22 protein-coding genes, 1 tRNA gene and 1 other RNA gene are annotated in these 22,241 nt (G+C 67.6%); 13 read left to right on the top strand and 11 right to left on the bottom strand.

Going from position 1 to position 22,241, the window contains the following annotated elements:
• Positions 1-25 precede the first annotated feature (25 nt).
• Entirely contained in the window at positions 26-1,078 is a 1,053-nt protein-coding gene (locus tag CQY20_RS11345; protein WP_163701133.1) for an ATP-dependent DNA ligase, read from the top strand.
• A 1-nt stretch (position 1,079) separates the two neighbouring features.
• On the top strand, positions 1,080-2,144 hold the full coding sequence (gene ligD, locus CQY20_RS11340; protein ID WP_097940172.1) for a non-homologous end-joining DNA ligase: 1,065 nt from the start codon (positions 1,080-1,082) through the stop codon (positions 2,142-2,144).
• Here ligD and CQY20_RS11335 read toward each other — a convergent pair.
• Positions 2,139-3,155 carry a hypothetical protein gene (locus CQY20_RS11335; RefSeq protein WP_097940171.1) on the bottom strand — a complete coding sequence of 339 codons (1,017 nt, stop codon included), beginning with the start codon at positions 3,153-3,155 and terminating at the stop codon, positions 2,139-2,141. The two genes, ligD and CQY20_RS11335, sit on opposite strands and share 6 nt — an antisense overlap.
• Before the next feature lie 167 nt (positions 3,156-3,322).
• Between CQY20_RS11335 and CQY20_RS11330 the strand changes: the two genes are divergently transcribed.
• Positions 3,323-3,754 carry a hypothetical protein gene (locus CQY20_RS11330; protein ID WP_097940170.1) on the top strand — a complete coding sequence of 144 codons (432 nt, stop codon included), beginning with the start codon at positions 3,323-3,325 and terminating at the stop codon, positions 3,752-3,754.
• Positions 3,755-4,032: 278 nt separating this feature from the next.
• Positions 4,033-4,314: a hypothetical protein gene (locus tag CQY20_RS11325; RefSeq protein ID WP_097940169.1), complete on the top strand. Its 282-nt coding sequence runs from the start codon at positions 4,033-4,035 to the stop codon at positions 4,312-4,314.
• A gap of 18 nt (positions 4,315-4,332) precedes the next feature.
• Here the strand turns inward: CQY20_RS11325 and CQY20_RS11320 are convergent, their stop codons facing one another.
• The gene (locus CQY20_RS11320; protein ID WP_234816201.1) at positions 4,333-5,418 is read right to left on the bottom strand and encodes an NAD(P)H-dependent amine dehydrogenase family protein; all 1,086 of its coding nucleotides are present in this window, start codon (positions 5,416-5,418) and stop codon (positions 4,333-4,335) included.
• 78 nt (positions 5,419-5,496) lie between these two features.
• On the opposite strand from CQY20_RS11320, the gene CQY20_RS11315 reads away from it, so the two are divergent.
• Positions 5,497-6,372 carry a DivIVA domain-containing protein gene (locus CQY20_RS11315; RefSeq protein ID WP_097940167.1) on the top strand — a complete coding sequence of 292 codons (876 nt, stop codon included), beginning with the start codon at positions 5,497-5,499 and terminating at the stop codon, positions 6,370-6,372.
• A gap of 3 nt (positions 6,373-6,375) precedes the next feature.
• Here the strand turns inward: CQY20_RS11315 and CQY20_RS11310 are convergent, their stop codons facing one another.
• From CQY20_RS11310 to CQY20_RS11300, 3 genes are all read right to left on the bottom strand, one after another.
• Positions 6,376-7,395, bottom strand: a complete 1,020-nt coding sequence (locus CQY20_RS11310) for a S1C family serine protease (RefSeq protein ID WP_097940166.1) — start codon at positions 7,393-7,395, stop codon at positions 6,376-6,378.
• 71 nt (positions 7,396-7,466) lie between these two features.
• Positions 7,467-8,342: a lipid uptake coordinator LucA gene (lucA, locus tag CQY20_RS11305; protein ID WP_097940165.1), complete on the bottom strand. Its 876-nt coding sequence runs from the start codon at positions 8,340-8,342 to the stop codon at positions 7,467-7,469.
• An 80-nt stretch (positions 8,343-8,422) separates the two neighbouring features.
• Positions 8,423-8,508, bottom strand: a tRNA-Ser gene (locus CQY20_RS11300).
• A gap of 67 nt (positions 8,509-8,575) precedes the next feature.
• Here CQY20_RS11300 and ffs point away from each other — a divergent pair.
• Positions 8,576-8,672: signal recognition particle sRNA small type (ffs, locus tag CQY20_RS11295), an RNA gene on the top strand.
• 52 nt (positions 8,673-8,724) lie between these two features.
• A complete protein-coding gene (locus CQY20_RS11290; RefSeq protein WP_097940219.1) occupies positions 8,725-9,999 on the top strand; it encodes an aspartate aminotransferase type Ic in 1,275 nt (424 codons plus the stop codon).
• A gap of 81 nt (positions 10,000-10,080) precedes the next feature.
• On the opposite strand, the gene CQY20_RS11285 is transcribed toward CQY20_RS11290, so the two are convergent.
• Complete coding sequence (locus CQY20_RS11285) at positions 10,081-10,950, bottom strand: hypothetical protein (RefSeq protein ID WP_097940164.1); 870 nt, start codon at positions 10,948-10,950, stop codon at positions 10,081-10,083.
• A 256-nt stretch (positions 10,951-11,206) separates the two neighbouring features.
• On the opposite strand from CQY20_RS11285, the gene CQY20_RS11280 reads away from it, so the two are divergent.
• A complete protein-coding gene (locus tag CQY20_RS11280) occupies positions 11,207-13,075 on the top strand; it encodes a DNA polymerase III subunits gamma/tau (RefSeq protein ID WP_097940218.1) in 1,869 nt (622 codons plus the stop codon).
• An 11-nt stretch (positions 13,076-13,086) separates the two neighbouring features.
• On the opposite strand, the gene CQY20_RS11275 is transcribed toward CQY20_RS11280, so the two are convergent.
• Together CQY20_RS11275 and CQY20_RS11270 are read right to left on the bottom strand one after the other, a co-directional pair.
• Positions 13,087-14,403 (bottom strand): class I SAM-dependent methyltransferase, encoded by a 1,317-nt coding sequence (locus CQY20_RS11275; RefSeq protein WP_097940163.1) that lies wholly within the window; start codon positions 14,401-14,403, stop codon positions 13,087-13,089.
• Positions 14,400-15,788, bottom strand: a complete 1,389-nt coding sequence (locus tag CQY20_RS11270) for an FAD-binding oxidoreductase (RefSeq protein WP_097940162.1) — start codon at positions 15,786-15,788, stop codon at positions 14,400-14,402. The genes CQY20_RS11275 and CQY20_RS11270 overlap by 4 nt, the downstream gene beginning before the upstream one ends.
• A gap of 73 nt (positions 15,789-15,861) precedes the next feature.
• Here CQY20_RS11270 and CQY20_RS11265 point away from each other — a divergent pair, with 73 nt between their 5' ends.
• Positions 15,862-16,305: an SRPBCC family protein gene (locus CQY20_RS11265; RefSeq protein ID WP_097940161.1), complete on the top strand. Its 444-nt coding sequence runs from the start codon at positions 15,862-15,864 to the stop codon at positions 16,303-16,305.
• On the opposite strand, the gene CQY20_RS11260 is transcribed toward CQY20_RS11265, so the two are convergent.
• Positions 16,306-17,052 (bottom strand): Rv3717 family N-acetylmuramoyl-L-alanine amidase, encoded by a 747-nt coding sequence (locus tag CQY20_RS11260; protein WP_097940217.1) that lies wholly within the window; start codon positions 17,050-17,052, stop codon positions 16,306-16,308.
• Positions 17,053-17,167: 115 nt separating this feature from the next.
• On the opposite strand from CQY20_RS11260, the gene CQY20_RS11255 reads away from it, so the two are divergent.
• From CQY20_RS11255 to CQY20_RS11245, 3 genes are all read left to right on the top strand, one after another.
• Positions 17,168-17,500 (top strand): YbaB/EbfC family nucleoid-associated protein, encoded by a 333-nt coding sequence (locus CQY20_RS11255; protein WP_097940160.1) that lies wholly within the window; start codon positions 17,168-17,170, stop codon positions 17,498-17,500.
• Positions 17,501-18,112: a recombination mediator RecR gene (gene recR, locus CQY20_RS11250; RefSeq protein ID WP_097940159.1), complete on the top strand. Its 612-nt coding sequence runs from the start codon at positions 17,501-17,503 to the stop codon at positions 18,110-18,112. It abuts the gene before it with no gap.
• 111 nt (positions 18,113-18,223) lie between these two features.
• On the top strand, positions 18,224-19,147 hold the full coding sequence (locus tag CQY20_RS11245; protein WP_163701136.1) for a putative endonuclease domain-containing protein: 924 nt from the start codon (positions 18,224-18,226) through the stop codon (positions 19,145-19,147).
• Here the strand turns inward: CQY20_RS11245 and CQY20_RS11240 are convergent.
• Together CQY20_RS11240 and CQY20_RS11235 are read right to left on the bottom strand one after the other, a co-directional pair.
• Positions 19,144-19,860 carry a type 1 glutamine amidotransferase gene (locus CQY20_RS11240; RefSeq protein ID WP_097940158.1) on the bottom strand — a complete coding sequence of 239 codons (717 nt, stop codon included), beginning with the start codon at positions 19,858-19,860 and terminating at the stop codon, positions 19,144-19,146. The genes CQY20_RS11245 and CQY20_RS11240 overlap by 4 nt on opposite strands.
• Entirely contained in the window at positions 19,853-21,124 is a 1,272-nt protein-coding gene (locus CQY20_RS11235; RefSeq protein ID WP_097940157.1) for a Mur ligase family protein, read from the bottom strand. Before CQY20_RS11235 ends, CQY20_RS11240 begins: the two co-directional genes overlap by 8 nt.
• A gap of 75 nt (positions 21,125-21,199) precedes the next feature.
• Between CQY20_RS11235 and CQY20_RS11230 the strand changes: the two genes are divergently transcribed.
• Positions 21,200-22,219 carry a DEDDh family exonuclease gene (locus tag CQY20_RS11230; protein ID WP_234816200.1) on the top strand — a complete coding sequence of 340 codons (1,020 nt, stop codon included), beginning with the start codon at positions 21,200-21,202 and terminating at the stop codon, positions 22,217-22,219.
• The last annotated feature ends 22 nt before the right edge of the window (positions 22,220-22,241 follow it).

Raw genomic sequence — 22,241 nt, 5'->3', positions numbered from 1 at the left:
CCGGGCGTCGGAGGTCTAGTCGAGTATGGACCGTGTGAATCTCCCCGTGCAGCCGCCGCTCGAGCCGATGCTGGCCAAGGCCCAGGCCAAAGTGCCCGACGACGCGGGAGTGTGGTCGTATGAGCCGAAGTGGGACGGGTTCCGTGCATTGGTGTTCCGCGACGGCGACAAGCTGGTGCTGCACTCACGCAACGGCAAAGACCTCGGCCGCTACTTCCCGGAGTTGCTCGACGCGCTGCGCGAGGAGGTGGCGCCGCGTTGTGTGCTCGACGGAGAAGTCGTCGTGCCGCGAGAGATCGGCGGCCGGATCAGGCTGGACTGGGAGTCGCTCAGCCAGCGCATCCACCCCGCCGCAAGCCGTATCAAGCTGCTCGCCGAGCAGACGCCCGCCCATTTCATCGGTTTCGACGCCCTGGCCGTCGACGACAAGTCCCTTTTGAAGGAGCCGTTCCGCGTTCGTCGCGAGGCACTGCGGGAGGCCGTGACCGAGAAGCAGTGGTGTCACGTCACCCGCACCACCGAGGATCCGGCGCTCGGCGCGCAGTGGCTCGAGGAATTCGAGGGCGCGGGGCTCGACGGCGTGATCGCCAAGCGGCTCGACGGGCCGTATCTGCCGGGCAAGCGGGAGATGGTGAAGGTCAAGCACGCCCGTGACGCCGACTGTGTGGCGATGGGGTATCGCATCCACAAGAGCGGCGAAGGCATCGGCTCGATTCTGCTGGGGCTCTACCGCGACGACGGCGAGCTGCAAATGGTCGGCGGCGCAGCGTCTTTCACCGCCAAGGATCGGCTCAAGCTGCTCGCCGAGCTCGAGCCGCTACGCGAAGGCGACGAAATGCGCGAGGGCGACCTCAGCCGGTGGAATTCGGCGGCCGACAAGCGCTGGATCCCGGTGCGCCCGGAGAAGGTCTGCGAGGTGGCCTACGATCAGATGGAGGGCAACTCCGAATACGGCCGCCGATTCCGGCACGCCGTCAAATTCATCCGCTGGCGCCCCGACCGGGACCCGCGAAGCTGCACCTTCGACCAACTCGACGTGCCGCTGAACTACGACCTCTACGACGTGCTGGAGTCCTGAGATGGCAACGCCTGCAGAAGAACTCGACGTCGACGGTATCAAGGTTCGGCTGACCAATCCGGACAAGATCTACTTTCCGAAGCTGGGCAGCGGCGGCACGAAACGCAAACTGGTCGAGTACTACATGGCCGTGGGAAAGGGGCCGCTGCTGAACGCTCTGCGCGACCGGCCCACCCATCTGCAGCGGTTCCCCGACGGCATCGAGGGCGAGGAGATCTACCAGAAGCGGGTGCCGCAGAAGCGTCCCGACTATCTGGAGACCTGTGTGGTGACGTTCCCGTCGGGTCGAACGGCCGACGCGCTGCGGGTCACGCATCCGTCGGCGATCGTCTGGGCGGCGCAGATGGGCACCGTGACGCTGCACCCCTGGCAGGTGCGCTGCGCCGACACCGAACACCCCGACGAACTGCGCATCGACCTGGATCCGCAGCCCGGCACCGGATTCGCCGAAGCCAGCGCGATCGCCGTCGAGGTGCTCAAACCCCTGCTCGACGAATTAGGCCTGATCGGCTTTCCGAAGACGTCCGGCGGTCGCGGGGTGCATGTCTACCTGCGCATCAAGCCAGAATGGGACTTCATCGCGGTTCGCCGCGCAGGCATCGCGCTGGCCCGCGAAGTCGAACGGCGCGCGCCCGACGCGGTCACCACGTCGTGGTGGAAGGAGGAGCGCGGCGAGCGGCTGTTCATCGACTACAACCAGAATGCCCGCGACCGCACGTTCGCATCGGCGTACTCGGCGCGCAAAACACCGATTGCGACCGTGTCAATGCCGTTGTCCTGGAACGACTTACGCGACGCCGATCCCGACGACTTCACCATCGCCACCGTCCCGGACATCGTCAAGGAGCGTGGTGATGCCATGGCCGACCTCGACGCCGTCGCGCAGTCCATCGAACCCCTGCTGGAGATGGTGAAGGCCGACGAGGAGCGCGGCCTCGGTGATCTGCCCTACCCGCCCAATTACCCGAAGATGCCGGGCGAGCCCCCGCGCGTGCAGCCCAGCAAGAAGGTAGCGGCGCACTGGGACGAGAAGGGCAACAGGATTGACCCCCGGCCGACTTCATGACTGGGGCCCGAAGGCGCGGTTCGGCGCGGGGAAGCGGAATCGCGCCAGGCCCTGGTCGCGGGCCGTGCCCACCCAGATCTCACGGCCGACCTGCAGCGCCGTGGTGGCCGCGCCGAAGGTATCGGGCCCGTAGTCGACGAGCGTCTCGGTGGCCAGCGTGTCGGGATCGACGCGAAGCACGCGCGACGGGAACCCCAGCCGCGGGCTCGGGCCGAAGTGGCTGGCCAGGAACTCCTGCATGCTGGTGCCATAGGTGCCCGCGGCGAGGAGATGGCCCGACGCCGCCCACGTCAGGTTGTCCACCATCATGCCGACCTCCACCGTCGTGCTGATCGGGTCGGGGGTCCCCCGTTGAACCTTCCTGATACACCGGGAGTTCCAGCCGCCGATGTAGATCCAGTCACCGTCGGATGAGATGGCCACACCGGTGGCCGTGTTCATCGAAGTGCCCGGCAGTGTCGTCCAGCCGGCCCCCGGCGACCACTCCAGCACGCCTCCGGTGTCGCGTCCGGCCATCGCGTCCTCGACGCTGATGGAGCGGAGGCCGTCGGGGTCTCCCGTCGTGCTGACGATGAAGCCGTCGCCGACCGCGGCGACGTCATTGCCGACTGCGGTGCCCGGAAGCGCCACCCCGCCAAGCCATCTCAGTGTCGGGCGCGGCTCGTCGAGGTCGACCTCGAACACCTCGACCGACTCGGCGGCTCCGTGACTGACGACGTAGAGCTCGGTGCGGCCGTCGCGCTGAACCGTTACGTCGATGCCCTGCGGGCGGAACCGGAACGGGTCGAGATCCGGTTGCGCGGCGAATCTTTCGGTGTCCAGCGCGTAGGAGGCGCCGTACGGGAAGATCTCGCTGGACGCCCCGTCCTCGACCCTCACCGCGTACAGGTGGCCCAGGGGCGCCGTCGGCCCCGTCATGCCCGATGTCAGCACCCACTGCCCGCCCGGAGCGACGGCGAGGTCTTCGGCGTTGACCGGTCCGGAGATGTAGCCCGCGAGCTGTTCGTGCATGACGCGACTCACTGACAGTTTGCGACGGCCGCGGTGGTCCGTCGGCTCCCGCGTGTAGCCATGCATTAAACAATGAACCTCAATTTTCCGCGTGCGTGCGTAATTGACTACTTCATTCGGCCGACGCGACAGCCGATCCTGGTGCAATCTGGGCACATGGAGCCCCGATGAACGCTCGTCGCGTCGTTGCTGTGCTGGCGATCTTCGCTGTGGTCGCCACGGGCTTCGGTGTCACCATTGCGGTGCTGACCGCCGACAGGACACCACCGGCCCCGCCGACGGCGCGGGTGCCCGCGGCGCAGCAGCAACCGAAGGTGCCGACGCCGGCGGAGTTCCAGATCGGTGTCGTGGTGACCGACCAGAACTGCTCGGCGCCGAACGGATGCCTGTACCGCTATCGCATCGAGCCCAAATACCTTGGACTGCACCCGCTGCCCGACAAAGAGATCAAGGTCGTCTACGAGGTCAAGGGCGGGCATCAGCCGCAGGTCGGCGATTTCACGGTCCGCGCCGGGCAGGCCCGCGTGCTTCAGGACGTGCCGCTGGAGGGGCCGCCGAACGCACACCTTGAGGCGTCGGTCACACAGATCGTCGGCTGACGCATCGGTCACACAGATCGTCTTCTTACCCGTCGTCGAACCGGGTCCGGCGACGGCCGCAGCGACGCACGCGAGAAGCGGTTATCAGGCAGGCGCGCAGCCGGAGCAAACCCACTCACAGGCGGGTCCGGGGTGAGCGTCGCAGACCTTAGCGGCGAGGTATAGTGACGTATCGGACGCCGGAATGATGTGAATTTGCAACCTCTTTGGCCGACGGGGCGCGCCAAACGGTATATCCGGCGCCTTGTACCGTACGCACATTTGCCGAGGGGATAAGCATGATCGATCTCAAAGCCGTAGCAGCAGGAACTCTCCTGTCCGCGGGCCTGGCCTTCGGCGCCGTCGGGATCGGCGCGGGGGTTGCCAACGCGGCGCCCGTCGCACCGGTACCCGAGGGACCGCTGGTGATCGCTGAGCACCCGCCGGGCCACGGTCACGGCCACGGCCCCGGCCATGATCGGTGGTGGAGGGGCCCTGGCCCACGCCACTGGGATCCCGTCGATGCGTGCATCGGCATCCAGGGTCCGTTGGGCTACGCGCAGGCCAGCGCCTGCATCTAGGAGAGCCCTAGCGTTTGGTCAGCCGCCCGCAGGCACCGTGCCGCGTGCCTGCGGGAGCGGCAGATCGTTGTAGGTTGCGATACCCGGCGCGGCTGCGACAACGGCCGGAATCGCATGTATCGGCGGCACTGCCGTCATGATGTGGCCGATGACGAAGAGGTCTTCGATCGACTTCATGTTCTCGATCATGTCGGGCGGCGGCAGGAAGCCGACCTGCATGTTGACGGTCGGCCGTCCTTCGATGGTGATCTTCCAGCCGTCGCCGTCGAGCTTCCAGTCTGGGTCGAGCGTCTGACCCTTGCGCCACCGCACGTTGAGGTCGACGACGGTCTTGCCGCCGACGCGGCCCTGCCAACTGGCGAACACGCCGGCCACGCAGCCGGCCTTGATCACCCACGAGCCGAGGTCGAGATCCTCTGTGGTGTGGGCGTATTCAGCCTCGCAGACCACCTCGTCCAGCTCGACGCCGAGCGAGTCGGCGACCAGCCGCACGGCCTCGGCGAACACCGCGGTGCCGTTCTCTGCCATCGGCGGCAGGTTCGGATCGTCGATCGGCATGCCGAAGCCGGCCGGGCGCTCGGTGTCGGGTGAGTCGTAGAGCGTGGTGTCGGCGGACTCGGCGATGATCACCTTGTCGACGCGGTCGCACGCGGTGGCGGCCACGATGGCCAGCACGTCGGCGAAGCCGGGGCTGACGCCCGAGCCGAAGATCGTCGAGCCGCCCTGCCTGCACGCCTCCTCGATGCGGTCGCGGCCGTCGCCGAGGTTGTGACCGGTGATGAACGACGCGGACGTCACGACGTTGACGCCCGCCGACAAGATGCGCACCAGCTCATCGACGTTGATCCACATCGGGTTGTAGACGACGCAGTCGGGCTTCAGCGCCAGCAGCGCGTCGACGTCGTTGGTGGCCGTGACGCCGAGAGGCTCGATACCGGCCAGCTCGCCGACATCGACGCCGACCTTGTCGGCCGACCACGCGTAGCAGCCGACAAGCTCGTAGTTCGGGTTCTTCGCAATCGCCTCGACGGCGCTCTTTCCGACATTTCCCGTCGTCCACTGGACGACCCGGTGGGGGGTGGTGTTTTGCGTGGTGTTTGGCACTCGCTCAGCATAGGAAATCAGTGCGGCTGAGTTGGTCGTTTCCGACAGCCCGAGGCGGGGCGGTGAGACCATTCGCCGATGGAGCAGGACCCGGCGCAGGCGACTCCCCGGCTCACCGCCGAGGACGTGCACAACGTCGCCTTCTCACCGCCGCCGGCGGGCAAGCGCGGCTACCGGGAGGGCGAAGTCGACGTGTTTCTCGACCGGATCGAGGCCGCGTTGCGGGATCCGAGTCGGCGTTCGCTTACCGCGGAACAGATCCGCAGCGTGGCCTTCCCCGAGGCGTCCAGCGGTTCGCGGAGCTACAACGCAGACGAGGTGAACGCCTTCCTTGAACTGGCGGCCGGCCAACTGGCAATGCAGCAGCGTGACGCGGGATCGCCCGTCGGGTCGGCGAAATCTGTTCGCGCCCTGCTCTATCGGGTCCGTCATTGGAACTCCCAGGAGCCTGCTCTGGCGCTCGAGGTCACCGGTGACGCCGTCCGCTTATTCGAGGGCGACAGCAACGCTCTCATCGCGACGGCGCCGCTTACCGAGGTGACGGTCACGCCTGCGAACGCCCTCGGCATCCCCGTGCTGATCATCGAGGGGCCCGGCATGGAAACCATGGTCGTCCAGCCGCATCCGCCGCCCGGCGAATGGCGCATGAAAACCAAGGGCAGGAAGTCCGATTACTCTGCCGTGGAAAAGGATTGGCTGATGTTGGCCGAGCGGTTCGGGTTGGCCTCCGAACTCGTCGACGAGAAGCTACCGCAGACGTTTCTCGAACACGTCATGGCATTCCGCAGCGAGTTGCGGTTCAACAACTACACGTGGCGGACACCAGCCGTGGCCGCGGTGATCGCATTTGTCTTGGCCGCGTTGGGAATTGGCAATCCGCTGGTGGTGCTGGCGATCGGCGTCGGACTCGCGGTGCTGGCCGCCGTCTTCTGGCGGTACAACCTGCGTTTGTGAGCTCTACGGACCTGCGACGAGCGTGGCCTTGCCGGTGCGCTGCTGGCCGGTCCGGTCGATCCACGTCAGGTCGACGACATCGCCGGGGTAGTAGCGGTCGAGGATCCGGGTCAGCTCGGTCGCGGAGTTCAGCCGCTGACCGTTGATGCTCGTGAGGATGTCGCCGTCGACGAGACCTGCCTGATCGGCGGGGCCGCCACGCAGCGCCTCGCGGATGACGACGCCGGGCGCGTCGGGATCCTGGTCGCCGGCGGCCACACCGACGCCGAGCAGCGTGGGCGGACCGATGTGCACCGTGTCCGAGGGCACCCGCGACCGGATCTGATCGGCGATCGCGAGCGCCTGGTTGATCGGAATCGCTAAACCCTTGCCGCCGGGTGCGAACCGGTAGTTCACTGTCGCCGCCGTCGTCACGCCGATGACCTGGCCCGCTTCGTTGACCAGCGGACCGCCGGAGTCGCCTGCGCGGACGTTGGCCGCGACCTCGATCAGGCCGTTGAGTTCGTCGGAGCTGCCGGTCAGCGAATCCTTGGCTTCGATGGTGCGGTTGAGCTGGGTGATCGTGCCCGCTTCCCGCGTCGGCGGCCCACCCGGGTTCGCATTGCCGATCGCGACCGCCAGGTCACCGACGGACACTGTGTCGGAATTGCCCAGCGGCGCGACGGGCAGACCGGAGGCGCCGCGCAGCTGGACGAGGGCGATGTCGTGGGTGCGGTCGTAGCCGAGCAGGTCCATCGGGAAGCTCTGCCCGGTGCCGACGTTGTGGCCCGTCATCACGTCGGCGCCCTGGACGACGTGGAAGTTGGTCAGGACCTCGCCGTTGGGGTTCAGCACGATGCCGGTGCCTGCGCCGACGGCGTGCTGGTAGTCGATGGTGGTGTCGATCTGGACGACGGCCGGTTCCACAGTCGAGATCGCGGTGTCCAACGGCGCCGCCCCAGCGATCGCCGGGCGGATCGGCGCCACGAGTGCCATCACCGCGGCAAACGCGATCAGCAAGCGATACCAGTGCAAGCGGGCCATATAGACACTTTCGGCTAGGAACGGTTTCTCATTACATCGTGGCAATGAGTGGTTTCCCTGTCGACGTGACGCTAATCGTCGACAGCAACGCCGCCGCGTGAGCGCTTGCGCCGACGCAAGGTAATTCTCCCGGATGTGCGCCGGTTGCGCAGGGTGCCGTTGCCGGCCTCGGCGCCGTTGACCTGCTCCTCGGCCGTCTCGTCGGTCTTCTCGTCGGCCTTTGCTTTTTCGGTCTTGGCGGCTTCGTCGGCCTTGTCGTCGGCCTTCTGGTCCTCGTCAGGCTCGTCGGCCTTCTCGGCCTCTTCGACCTTGTCCTCGGCCTTGACCTCGGTGGGCTGCTCATCAGGCTGCTCGTGAGCCTCGGTGTCTTCAGCCCCGGTGTCCTCGGCGTCGTCGGCCTCGGCGTCGGTGGCCTCAGCGTCCCCGGTGGCCTTTTCTGCCTCGGCGGTCTCCTCGGCCTTCTTGCGGCCGCGGCGCCGCTGCTTCTTCTGCGACTTCGGCTTCACCGGTTTCGGCGGAGGCGGCGGCAGCTCGGCCACATAGGCGAGGTAGAAGGCGAACATGCCGAGCAGGGCGATCGCGGCGGCCCCGCCGTAGATGCCGAACAGCCAGCGACCTGCGGTGTCGAGGTCAAGCCAGATCTCGCTGATCGCGGTCCCCACGATGAGCACGCCGGCGAAGACATGCAGCGCGATCGACGACGTCCGCAGGGTCAGTGCCAGCTGCGGGGTGCCCAGTTCGGGCTTGCGGGTGCGCAGCAGCGTGAACACCACCGGCAGGGCCGCCAGCCCGATCAACGCGCCCGCGACGATGCGCAGCACCGTTCCCAGCGTGAAGGACGTGGTTCCGCGCAGCTCAGGCCAGCGCGGAAGGATGAAGAAGAAGTACAAGACGCCGGCCGCGATCGAGAACGACGCGTGCCAAGCCACCGCAACCTTGCGGCTCATACTCCTCCTCCGGGGATTTCTGTTGGCCGAGGAGCGACCAGGTGGTGGTCTTGTCCACTGGTCGCTCCTCGGACCAAGTGCGGAGGATGCGGGATTTGAACCCGCGAGGGCTATTAACCCAACCCGCGTTCCAGGCGAGCGCCATAGGCCACTAGGCGAATCCTCCGCGGGCCATGGTAACCGACTTGCCAACCTTGCCGATCGAGTCGCCCATCGTCGGCGTACTACACTCCTGGTGGACCCCGCGCGGCGTCTATCCTGTGAACTCCCCCAGGGCCGGAAGGCAGCAAGGGTCAACGGGCTCTAGCGGGTGCGCGGGGTCCCCTTCCTCCTCAAATTGAGACTTCCAGCTTCACGGCTTGCCGACGGCGAAAGGTGCATGGTGTCGTTTCACTCCCTGGGCCGGCAGGAACTGCAGGCCCAGCACGAACAGCAGAAAGCCGCTTACGCCGAGCTGCAGGCCAAGAAACTGCGACTTGACCTGACCCGCGGCAAGCCGTCTCCCGAGCAGCTGGACCTGTCGAACGGGCTGCTGACGCTGCCCGGTGAGAACTACCGCGACGGGGAGGGCACCGACACCCGCAACTACGGCGGTGTGCACGGCCTGCCCGAACTGCGGGCGATCTTCGGCGAGCTGCTGGGCATCCCGGTGCAGAACCTGATCGCGGGCAACAACGCCAGCCTCGAGCTGATGCACGACGTGGTGGTGTTCTCGCTGCTGCACGGCGGGGTCGACTCGCCGCGGCCGTGGAGTAAAGACCCGGTCGTCAAGTTCTTGTGCCCGGTGCCCGGCTACGACCGCCACTTCGCGATCACCGAGAGCTTCGGCATCGAGATGATCAACGTCCCGATGCGCGAGGACGGCCCCGACGTCGACCTCATCGAGGAGCTCGTCGCCGCCGACCCGGCCATCAAGGGCATGTGGTGCGTTCCGGTGTTCTCCAACCCGACCGGCGTCACGTTCTCGTGGGAAGTCGTCCGCCGTCTCGTCCAAATGCGCACGGCCGCACCCGATTTCCGGTTGTTCTGGGATAACGCCTACGCCGTGCACACGCTCACCCACGAGTCGGTGCGGCAGATCGACGTGCTGGGGCTGGCCGCCGCGGCAGGCCACCAGAATCGGCCCTACGTGTTCGCGTCGACGTCGAAGATCACCTTCGCCGGTGCCGGGGTCAGCTTCTTCGGCGGCTCGCTGGCCAACATCGCCTGGTATCTGCAGCACGCGGGCAAGAAGTCGATCGGCCCGGACAAGGTGAACCAACTGCGGCATCTGCGGTTCTTCGGCGACGCCGACGGGGTGCGCCTGCAGATGCAGCGCCACCAGCAGCTGCTGGCGCCCAAGTTCGCGCTGGTGCAGGAGATCCTCGAGGACCGTCTGGGCGAGTCGAAGATCGCGTCGTGGACCGAGCCGAAGGGCGGCTACTTCGTCAACCTCGACGTGCTTCCGGGCACCGCGCGGCGCACCGTGTCGTTGGCCAAGGACGCGGGCATCGCCGTCACCGAGGCGGGCGCGTCGTTCCCGTATCGAAAAGATCCGGAAGACAAGAACATTCGGATCGCTCCGACGTTCCCGTCACTGCCCGACCTGCGCGAGGCCATCGATGGCCTGGCGACCTGCGCGCTGCTGTCGGCGACCGAGGCGTTGCTCAAGCGCTAGCCCTCTTCTGCTAGCCCGCTGCACCCCCACCGCTCGTTTGTGCATCCCGCGACGCAAATCGGGCCTCCACCGTCGCCAGATTCACAAACGAAAGCCGCGCGCACGCAGCGCGCCCTCGACACGGGCGACATAAGTGCGGCGGCGATAGCGCAGTAGGTCGCGGCTCGCCCGGATGACGATCCAACCGAGCTGGGCCAACGCGTACTGCTTGTCGATATCGCGCTGCCGCACCTCCGGATCGGTCCAATGCTGCGGGCCGTCGTATTCGATGCCGACCTGCACCTCGTCGTAGGCCATGTCGAGACGCGCGACGAACTGCCCGTACTCGTCGAACACTTCGAACTGCGTGCGCGGCGCGGGCAGGTCCGCATCGATCAGGATCAGCCGCGCCAGGGTTTCCTGCGGCGACTCGGCGCCGCCGTCCACCAGCGGAAGCACTCGCCGCAGCCGCGGCAGGCCGCGCGCACCGGGGTGGGCAGCGATTACCTCTTCGATGTCGATGCGCTTGATGTCGCAGGCATTCGCCAGCGCGTCGAGTCGCTGCACCGCCTGAAGTCGAGACGTTATATGACGGCCGAGGTCGAATGCCGTGCGCGCGGGCGTCGTCACCGGCATGTCGGTGCACTCGACGATCTCGTTCTCCAACAGTCGTTCGGACCACACCACGAGGTTCGGCGGCGGCCTGCGGTTGTCGTGGATCAGTTCGGCGGGCTCGCACCCGTCGATCCACTTGCTGCCCAACATCGCAGCCGCCGACAGCCCCGCGCCGACGCCGCGGCGCTTCGACCACAGCCACGCCGCCCGCGCCCGCATCTGCGCCGACACCGCGGCACCGCGCGGCACGTAGATGCCCGGGTACAGCGGCTCGTACTGGCGACGCATGGCCCGCTCGGCGATGATCCCGCTCGACAATGCTTCCGCGCCGACAAACGGCGACTGCAACTTGGTCATGGCCCGTACGGTGCGCGCGGCGACCGACGAATTGGGTGCCGCGATCGCGCGCCATCCACAGTGGGAACGTCGTCCACAGGCCCCGCTGCGCGCCAATTGTGCGAGCAGCGACGCAAATCGGGCGCAAACCGTCGCCAGATTCACAAACGGGAAGTTGGGGAGGTCACGCACGGGCTCGCGGTAGATCCCGGCGGTGTCCTGGCGGTAGGCGGTGCTGGCACGCGGCCCGTCGGTGCGGATCGGTAGCCTGCTGAGCGTGGCGCTCTACCGCAAGTACCGACCGGCAACCTTCGCGGACGTGGTTGGTCAGGAGCACGTCACCGAGCCGCTGTGCACCGCGCTTGCGGCCGGTCGCATCAACCACGCGTACCTGTTCTCCGGGCCGCGCGGCTGCGGGAAAACGTCGTCGGCGCGGATCCTGGCGCGCTCGCTGAATTGCGTGCAGGGCCCGACGCCGACGCCGTGCGGCGTGTGCGACTCGTGTGTGGCGCTGGCGCCGAACGGGCCCGGCAGCGTCGACGTCGTCGAACTCGACGCGGCCAGCCACGGCGGCGTCGACGACACCCGCGAGCTTCGCGACCGCGCGTTCTATGCGCCCGCGCAGTCGCGGTATCGCATCTTCATCGTCGACGAGGCGCACATGGTCACGACGGCCGGCTTCAACGCGCTGCTGAAGATCGTCGAGGAGCCGCCGGAGCACCTGATCTTCGTGTTCGCGACCACCGAGCCGGAGAAGGTGCTGCCGACCATCCGCTCGCGCACGCACCACTACCCGTTCCGACTGCTGGCCCCGCGCACCATGCGCGCACTGCTGGAACGCATCTGCGAGCAGGAGGGCGTCGAGGTCGACGAGACGGTCTACCCGCTGGTCATCCGCGCCGGCGGCGGCTCGCCGCGCGACACGCTCTCGGTGCTCGACCAACTGCTGGCAGGCGCCGAAGGCAATCACGTCGCCTACCCGCGGGCGCTGGCGCTGCTGGGCGCTACCGACGTCGCACTGATCGACGACGCCGTCGACGCGCTGGCCGCAGGCGACGCCGCGGCGCTGTTCGCATCGGTCGAAGCGGTCATCGACGTCGGGCACGACCCGCGCCGGTTCGCCACCGATCTGCTCGAACGCTTCCGCGACCTGATCGTTCTGCAGGCCGTGCCCGACGCCGCCGCCCGCGGTGTCGTCGACGCGCCCGGCGATGTTCTGGAACGTATGCGCGACCAGGCCGCCCGCATCGGCGCGGGCACACTGACCCGCTACGCCGAGGTGGTGCACGCCGGCCTCGGCGAGATGCGCGGCGCCACCGCGCCCCGGCTGCTGCTCGAGGTGGTGTGCGCGCGGCTGCTGCTGCCGTCAGCCAGCGACACGGAATCGGCTCTGCTGCAACGAATTGAGCGCATCGAGGCCCGACTGGACATGGCGATCCCCGGTGACGCCGCCGCGGCGGGCACAGCTGCACCGCCACCGGCCAAGCAGTTCACCCGCAAAAGCAAGGCGACCCCGCAGCAGACGTCGCAGCAACCGCCGGCACCGCAGCAACCGTCGGCGCCGACGCAACCGCCGCCCACACAACCGTCGCCGCCAAGGCCCGCCGCCCGCGCGCCGGAGCCGGAACCCCCGTCATCGCCACCTCCGGTGCGGCCGCCGTCGGACCCCGTCGTCGAGGCGCCCCCGAGCGCGACCGTCGCTCCGCAAGCCGGTGCACCCGACGCCGCGGCGATCCGCAGGCAGTGGTCCACGGTGCTGGACAAGGTGCGCGAGCGCAGCCGGTCGCTGGCAGTGATGCTGGCCGGTGCGGTGGTGCGCACGGTCGACGGCGGAACACTGATGTTCAACCACGAGTCGGCGCCATTGGCCAAGCGGCTCAACGAGGCCCGCAACGCCGAGGTCGTCGAGGAAGCGCTCAAAGACGCGCTCGGCGTCGGCTTGAAGGTGCGCTTCGAGGTGGGCTCGGCGACGGAGGCGACGGCCCCCGCGTCGGCGCCGGGTCCCGAGATAGCCCCCGACGAGGAAGCCGACATGCTGGCCGAGGCAGGCAACGACACCGGCGAGACCTCGCGGCGCGACCCCGAAGAGGCCGCGCTGGAGCTACTGCAGAACGAACTCGGCGCGCGCCGCATCGACGGCGGCTGAGGCCGACGGGCTTACGGCGTCCACCACGGCCGCAGCGGCAGGTCGCCGTCGTCGCCGCTCTTACCGAGCTTGACCGCCAGCACCTGGTGCAGCTGAACCACATTGGTTTCGAAGCCCAGCCGCGAGCCGGCCATGTAGAGACCCCACACCTTGGCGGTAGGCAGGCCGACCTCCTCGACGGCCTCGTCCCAGTGTTCGACGAGGTTGCGGCACCAGTCGCGCAGCGTCATCGCGTAGTGGTGGCGCAGGTTCTCCTCGTGCACCACCTCCAGCCCGACGTCCTGCGCCTCGGTGATGATGCGGCCGGATCCGGTCAGTTCGCCGTCCGGGAAGACGTAGCGGTCGATGAAACCGCCCGCGGTGGCGTGGTGCTTGTTGTCCGGGCGGGTGATGCAGTGGTTCAGCAGCAGGCCGCCCGTGCGCAACTTCGACTGCAAAAAGTTGAAGTACGACGGGTAGTTGTGCACGCCGACGTGCTCGGTCAACCCGATCGACGACACGGCGTCAAAGCCGGTCTCGATGACGTCGCGGTAGTCGCCGTGCCGGACCTCGGCGAGGTCGGTCAGGCCTTCCTGGGCGATGGCCTTCTGCGCCCAGATCGCCTGCTCCCGCGACAGCGTCACGCCGATCGCCTTGACGCCATGGCGGGCCGCATACCGCACCATGCCGCCCCAGCCGCAGCCCACGTCGAGCAGCCGATCGCCCGGCTTGAGGCGCAACTTCTCGAACACCAGCCGGTACTTGTTGTCCTGCGCCTCCTCGAGCGTGGCATCGGGGTGTGGATAGCACGCGCAGGTGTAGGTCATCGACGGGCCCAGCACCCACTCGTAGAAGGTGTTGGAAACGTCGTAGTGGTGGTGGATGGCCTCGGCGTCGCGAGTCTTGCTGTGCCGCAGGCCTTCTGCAATACGACGCCAGCGGGGGAGCGCTTCCTGCGGAGGCGGCGCGATCGGCTTGAGATGCTCGAAGCCGATCGAGCGGATGATGTTGGCCAGCACCCGCGCCGGCGGACGCTTGAACTCCATCTTGTCTGACAGCGACTTGAGCAACTCGTACGGGTCGCCGGGATGCACGCCGTAGGGCTCCAAATCACCTGCGACGTACGCCCGCGCCAAGCCGAGATCGCCAGGCGCGGTGGCCAGATACGTGGTGCCTCGCGGCGTGCGCAGGTCCAGACCCATCGTGGCGTCCTCGGGGCCGGCCGAACTCCCGTCGTAGGCAGTGAACTTCAGCGGCAGTTGACCCGCGGCGAAGATCTCGAGGATCTCGGCCAGCGTCAGCTTTTTGGCCGTGGACGCATGCGTCGCGTGTTCCCGGAATGTCGTCATCGTCGTTGCACCGCCTTCGCATACAGGTCGAGGAGACGTGAATCTGGGTCGTAGGTCTTCTTTACGGTTTTATAGGCTTCCCCGCCATAGAGTTGATCGAACTCCTCCGGTGAATAAAACGAGTCCGAATACAGCGATTTGTGACCATCTAGTTCGCTGACCTTGCGTTCGATCAGCTTGTTGGTGTGACCTTCCTCCGGCCCGACCGGCACCGAGGACCAGAAACCCACGTTGACGTAGGTGTGGTCGGACCGCAGCGGATACAGCGGCCACCCGGCGTGGTCACGAAGCCGTAGCGGGCACAGCCAGATCGGCTCGATCGGCACATTCGCCAGGAACCAGTCGACAAACTCGGCGCAGCGCTCGATCGGCACCTCGATGTCCTGCACGACGCGCTCGCGCGGGGGCCGACCGTTGCGCTTCTCGATCCGGTCGGCGATGTTGAAGCGCTGGTCGAGCGCGATCATCTTCCAGTAGATGCTGCTGCGCCGGTAGCGGCGCGGCCACAGCCGCCTGATCTTCGGGTTCTGCGCGCCGAACGCCCGCGAGCACCAGAACCAGTCGGTGTCCCACCGCCACAGGTAGTCGTGGATGGTGAGCCGGTCATGCTTCTCGGCCCCGTCGGCGCCGTCGTGCTGAATCGAGCGGTAGTAGATCTGCTGGCCGGTGTAGTCGCTGACCGGGCCGGGGGTGGCCGTCTGCACGCCCACGCACAGATAGCTCTCGTCGGCGCTGAACACCACGCCGTCCAGGTAGTCGACGGTTGCGCCGTCGAGGCCGCCGGTTTCGATGATCCGGTCCATCGCCGCGATCAGCGCAGGCACCGAATTGAACCGCAGATGCCGCAGCGCGACGAACGGCTTCACGGTTTCCAGCTCGATCTTCAGCCGGACCGAATAGCCCAGCGTGCCATAGGAATTCGGAAACGCCCTGTACAGGTCGGAGTGCTTGTCCGGTGACGCGGTGACGACATCGCCGGTGCCGGTGAGGATGTCCATCTCCAGCACCGACTCGTGCGGCAGGCCGTTGCGGAACGACGCCGACTCGATGCCGAGACCGGTGACCGCACCGCCGAGCGTGATGGTCTTAAGCTGCGGAACCACCAGCGGCGAAAGCCCGTAGGGCAACGTCGCGGCCACCAGATTCTCATAGGTGCACATGCCAGCGACGTCGGCGGTGCGGGCGTCGGGGTCGACTTCGATGACGCCGGTCAGACCCGAGACGTCGAGGCCCTTGACGTTGCTCTTGGCGCGGGCGCGGAACAGATTTGAGGTCGGTTTGGCCAGGCGAACGGTGGCCGACGGCGGGATGGCACGGTAGCTGGCGAGGAGCCGCCGCACCCCGGCGGAATGCGCGGCCCATGCGTCAGTTGCAGGAACAGACACGCATATACGCTAGTCCGCGGGTGCAACCGATGCGACCGCACTACGCGCACTACACGACGGGAAGGTTTTCCTAATGGGACAGGTCAGTGCGTCAAGCAGTGTCTTGATCGACGCCGCACCGGACAAGGTGCTGGCGGCTGTGGCGGATTACACAACGGTGCGTCCGAAGATCCTGTCGGAGCACTACCGCGACTACCAGGTGCTCGAGGGCGGGCAAGGCGCTGGCACGGTCGCCGCGTGGAAGTTGCAGGCCACCAAGACGCGGGTGCGCGATGTGAAGGCCAACGTCGACGTTGCCGGGCACACCGTCATCGAAAAGGACGCCAACAGTTCGATGGTCACCAACTGGACCGTCGCCCCGGCGGGTTCGGGCTCGTCGGTCACCGTGAAGACGTCGTGGCAGGGCGCAGGTGGCATCGGCGGCTTCTTCGAGAAGACGTTCGCACCGTTGGGGCTGAAGAAGATTCAGGGCGAGGTGCTGGCCAACCTGAAGAAGGCCGTCGAAAGCAGCAGCTGATCAGCGGCGCTGCACGCCGAGGAAGCCCGCGATTCCGCGGACGACGGCGTCGGCGTACTTCTGCCTGCCCTCAGGGGTGGTGATCAGGGCGGCGTCGGCGGGGTTTTTCATGTTGCCCAGCTCGACGAGGACCGACGGGTACTGCGCCAGGTTCAGGCCCGCGATGTCGGAGCGCGGGTTGAGGCCGTCGGTGCCGACGTAGGTCGAGGGCACCAGCCCGGATGCCCGCAACTGGTCACGCATGATCTGCGCGAACTGCACCGACGGGCCTGCCTGGACCTGGTTGAGCGGCGGCGAGGAGTACAGCACGTGGAATCCGCGGCCGGTCGGCGGCCCGCCGTCGGCGTGGATGCTGACGATCGCGTTGGGCTTGAGCGCGTTGGCCATCGCGGCGCGTTCGTCGACGCAGGGGCCCAGGCCGGTGTCGTTGCCGCGCGACATCGCGGTGCGCACGCCGAGGCCCGTCAATGCCTGGCGGATCCGCAGCGTGGTTTCCCAGGTGAAGGAGTGCTCGGGATAGCCGTCGTTGGTCGAGGTGCCGCTTTCCTGGCAGTTCTTGGTGCCGCCGCGGCCGGTGGGCACCTGGCGGCTGATGGAGCTGTCGTTGGCGCCGTTGTGCCCGGGGTCGAGGAAGACGATCATGCCCGCGATGTTGGCGGGGGCGGCGGACGCCGGGCTGGCAAGCGTCGACGCCGCGATCAGCAGGCAGGCAGCCGCGGTCGCGCCGACACGCAGGGTGGCTGGCACGTGCACCGCGTCAACGTAGCCCGTGGGCGTCTAGGCTTGGAAGACCAAACCGCCGCGTGCCAGCGAGCGAAACCAAGTCGAGACCAGGTAGTAACCGAGACGCAAGGGGACCGCCATGCAACCCGGAGGCCAGCCCGACATGTCGGCGCTGCTCGCACAGGCGCAACAGGTGCAACAGAAGTTGATGGAGGCCCAGGAGCAACTGGCCAACACCGAAGTGCACGGCCAGGCCGGCGGAGGTCTGGTGCAGGTCACGATGAAGGGCAGCGGCGAGGTCGTGGGCGTGTCGATCGACCGCAAGGTCGTCGACCCCGACGACGTGGAAACTTTGCAGGATCTGATCGTCGGTGCGCACGCCGATGCGGCGCGCCAGGTCACGCTGCTGGCCCAGGAGCGGCTGGGGCCGCTGGCCGGTGGCATGGGTGAGTTGGGCATTCCGGGGCTGTAATTGTTCGAGGGACCGGTTCAGGATCTGATCGACGAGCTGGGCAAGCTGCCGGGCATCGGCCCGAAGAGCGCGCAGCGCATCGCGTTTCACCTGTTGTCCGTCGAGCCGCCCGACATCGACCGGCTGGTGGCGGTGCTGAACAAGGTCCGCGACGGGGTGAAGTTCTGCGCGGTGTGCGGCAACGTCTCCGACGAGGACCGCTGTCGCATCTGCAGCGACCCGCGCCGCGACGCGTCGCTGGTGTGCGTGGTCGAGGAGCCCAAGGATGTGCAGGCCGTCGAACGCACCCGTGAGTTCCGCGGTCGCTATCACGTGCTGGGCGGAGCGCTGGATCCGCTCTCCGGTGTGGGGCCGGAGCAACTGCGTATTCGCGAGCTGCTCAACAGAATTGGCGAACGCGTCGACGGCGTCGACGTCACCGAGGTGATCATCGCGACCGACCCGAACACCGAGGGGGAGGCGACGGCCACCTATCTGGTGCGGATGCTGCGCGACATTCCCGGCCTGACGGTGACCCGTATCGCGTCGGGCCTGCCGATGGGCGGGGATCTGGAATTCGCCGACGAGCTGACGCTGGGGCGCGCGCTGTCGGGCCGCCGCGCGCTCACCTGAGCCGGCCCCTCCTTTTACGCCGAAACCAACGTTTGGGCGGAAAAGTCCGAGTAAAAAGCGCCATTTCGTCGGTCTCGGCGCCGTGTCGGCCCCTAGGACGACGATGCGGCCATGACTGCAGTATTCCTGGGCAGAGAAGCGTTAGGTGACGGACTGCCCCGTCACGAACTGAGACGGTGGTACCGCCCGATCTTCCGCGGCGTGTACGTGCCGAAGACAGCGGTCCCGACGTTGCACGACAGAGCCGTCGGGGCGTGGTTGACGTCGAACCGCACCGGCGTGATCACCGGTACGGCCGCGTCGGCTCTTCACGGCGCGAAGTGGGTGGACGACACGGAACCCATCGAGCTCCTGGTCAACGAACGGCGGCGTCAAGCCGGTCTCGTTGTCCGCACCGACCGCGTCGGCGTTGACGAAGTGACGAATGTCGGCGAGTTGACGGTGGCGATCTCGGCGCGCACGGCATACGACCTGGCCCGCTACCAGCGGCGGTATCTCGCGATCGGGCGACTGGATGCACTGATGCGAGCCGCGCCGTTCTCCGACGACGAGGTGTTGACGTTGATGCATCGATACGGCCCGGTCCGTGGCGTGCGCCAGCTTCGGGAACTGTTGCCGCTGGTCGACCCGGGCGCCGAATCGCTCAAGGAGAGCTGGTTGCGACTTTTCCTGATAGACAACGGGTTTGACATTCCCGAGACGCAGATTCCGGTGTTGGACGACGCTGGCGAACCCTTCGCGTATCTCGACATGGGCTGGCGTCATCTGCAACTCGCGGTGGAATACGACGGCGATCAACATCGAAGCGATCGCTCAAGCTATGTGAAGGACACGCGGCGTCTGCCCAAGATCGAGCGGCGCGGGTGGGAGGTCGTCCGGGTGATCAACGAGGACGATCCGCGGGACATTCTGCGGCGGGTGTACGAGTCGTGGCTTTATCGCGGTGGCCCCGAGATCGACAAAATGGCGTGGGCTACTCCCACTTTTGCGCCCAAACGTTGGTTTGGGCGCAAGGGACGAAGCGACGCGGCCTAGGGGCGGCGGGGAGCGGCCAGCCGTTCGCGGCGCAAGCGATCCACCTCCGGCAACTCCAGCGGCGGCAGGTCGCCGACGACGCGCGACAGCAGATGGTCGGCCAACTGCGGATTGCGGGCCAAACACGGGCCGTGCAGATAGGTCGCGACAACGCTGCCCTGCACGGCGCCGTCGATGCCGTCGCCGTCGCGATTGCCAGCGCCCTTCACCACCCGCGCCAGCGGTCGTGCGTCGGGGCCGAGAACCGTTCCGCCGCGGTGATTTTCGAAGCCGGTGAGCCGTTCGGTGAGACCCCCCAACAACGGCTCGCTGACGACCTCGCCGATCGTTCGCCGAGGCTGCGGCGACGTCGTCAGGTCCAACAGTCCCACGCCGTCGACCCGCTCGCCCGCCGACGTCTCATACCAATGCCCGAGCACCTGGATGGCGGCGCAGATCGCCAACACCGGAGCGCCTTTGGCCGCGGCCTCCTGCAGACCGGGATACCGCGTCAGGTGCCGTGTCGCGAGGCGCTGCGCATAGTCCTCGGCGCCGCCGAGCGTGTACAGGTCCAGCGTCGACGGCACCGGGTCATCGAGCGTGATGTTGACGACCTCGGCGTCGATACCCCGCAGCCGCAACCGTTCTCGCAGCACCACCGAATTGCCGCCGTCGCCGTAGGTGCCCATCACGTCGGGCAGCACCAGCCCGATCCGCACCGCCGATTCACGCACGCGACATCGTCCTGTTCGACACCCGCGACAGGGCCCTGTTCAGTTGCAGGAACGCGGTGTAGTTGGCGACGACCTCGACCCGCCCCGGCGGGCACGACTTGATCGCGTCAATCGCGCTGTGCACCAACGTGTGCGCCACTCCCGCATACCCCAGCCGCACGGCCAGATCGGTGCCGCGCTCACCCGAGGCCACCACCGGACGGCTCTTCGAGTGCTCCACGAAATGCTCGAAGTCGACGTCCCACAACCACGACAGATCCTCGCCGTCGGGCACCTGACCGTTCACCGCGATCACCACAGAACCCGCGTCGGTGTCGACCATCGACAGCGCTTCCTGCCAGCCTGCGGGGTTCTTGGCCAACAGCATCCGCACAGTGTGCTCGCCGAGCCGTACGGTGCTGTATCGCCCGGCGACCTCGTCGACACCTGCGGCCGCCGCCACCGCAGCAGCGGGGTCGGCGCCCATCGCCACCGCGGCGGCCACCGCCTGAGTTGCGTTGCCGCGGTTGACCTTTCCCGGTAGCGTCAACTGCATCGGCAGCGAAAGCCCGTCGGGCCCACAGATGTTGGTGTCGTCGTACCACCACTGCGGGGTGGGCCGCTTGAAGTCCGTTCCCGTCGAATGCCAGTGCGTGCCGTCGCGCACGATGATCTCGCCGCTGCGGGGACAGCTCACCGAATCCATCGCCCAGCTGCCACCCGCGGCGACCCACACCACATTCGGGCTGTCGTATGCCGCCGACGTCATCAGCACGTCATCGCAGTTGGCGACGACGACGGTGTCGGGGTGCCGCGCGAGTCCGGCGCGCAGCGTGCGCTCGATGTGGTTGATCTCGCCCACCCGGTCGAGCTGGTCGCGGGACAGGTTCAGCAGCACGATGACCTTCGGGTTGACCGCGTCGGAGACGTGCGGCACATGCATCTCGTCGACCTCGAGCGCCGCCAACTCCGCGTCGCGGGCGGCCGCCAGCGCGGAGACCAGACCCGCGTCCATGTTGGCGCCTTCTGCGTTGGTGGCCACGGCCTGCTGCGGGCCGAGCGTGCTGAGCGCGGCGGCCAGCATGCGGGTGGTCGTGGACTTGCCGTTGGTGCCCGTGACGATGGCCGTGCGGCGGCCCTCACCGAGTTGGCGCAGGATCGATTTGTCCAGCGTCATCGCGACGAGGCCGCCGATCATCGCGCCTGCGCCGCGGCCGGTCACCCGCGACGACCAGCGTGCGGCGGATCCGGCCGCAAGCGCGATTCGTCCGCGTGCGGTGACCATTCCCGGCATTTTATGTGCCCGACACGCGGAGCCATCGGCCGAGCCTTGTCGGATGCCCGTGCGATTCTGACCCTTGTGAGCCATACCGGGGCCGACAGTAGCCAGCCGAGCGGCTCCTGGGGCAGGCCCGCCGCGGAGCCCGGCGCCGGCTGGGCCGTCGTCGACGTGGAAACCTCTGGATTCCGCCCCGGCCAGGCCCGCATCGTCAGCGTCGCGGCGTTGGCCCTCGGGGACGACGGCAACGTCGAACACAGCGTGTCCTCGCTGCTGGACCCCGGCGTCGACCCCGGGCCGACGCACGTGCACGGCCTGACCGCCGACATGCTGGCCGGTAAGCCCACATTCGCCGACATTGCACCGGCGCTCGTCGACGTGCTGCGCGGCCGCACCCTGGTCGCGCACAACGTGGGCTTCGACTACGCGTTCCTGGCCGCAGAGGCCGAACTGGCCGCCGTCGAACTGCCCGTCGACAGCGTCATGTGCACCGTCGAACTGGCCCGCCGGCTGGATCTCGAGGTCGAGAACATGAGACTGGAGACGCTGGCCAAGCACTGGGGCATCAGCCAGATGAAGCCGCACGACGCGCTCGACGACGCGATGGTGCTTGCGCAGATCCTCAAGCCTGCGTTGGTACGGGCGCGCGAGCGCAGGGTGTGGCTGCCGTTGCGGCCGGTGCAGCGGCGCCGCTGGCCCAACGGGCTGGTCACCCACGACGAGGTGCGCCCGCTGAAGATGATCGCCGCGCGGCTGCCGTGCCCGTACATGAACCCCGGCCGTTTCGTGCGGGGCCGTCCGCTCGTGCAGGGCATGCGGGTGGCGCTGTCGGCCGAGGTCACGCGCACCCACGAGGAGCTCATCGAGCGCATCCTGCACGCCGGCCTGGCCTACACCGAGGCCGTGGACCCGGAAACGTCGTTGGTCATCTGCAACGACCCCGCCCCCGAGCAGGGCAAGGGCTATCAAGCCCGCGAGCTGGGCATTCCGCTCTTGCCCGACGCCGAGTTCATGGCGAGCCTCGACCGCGTCATCGGCGGCACCGGCATCGAGGAGTTCACCGACCACACCCTCACCGGCGGGCAGTACGCGCTGTTCTGACCGGCCGTTGTCAGCAATACGC

The organism is Mycolicibacterium agri, from assembly GCF_002553505.1.
GTDB classification, from domain to species: Bacteria; Actinomycetota; Actinomycetes; order Mycobacteriales; family Mycobacteriaceae; genus Mycobacterium; species Mycobacterium agri.
This window is presented reverse-complemented; position numbering and strand designations above follow the sequence as displayed.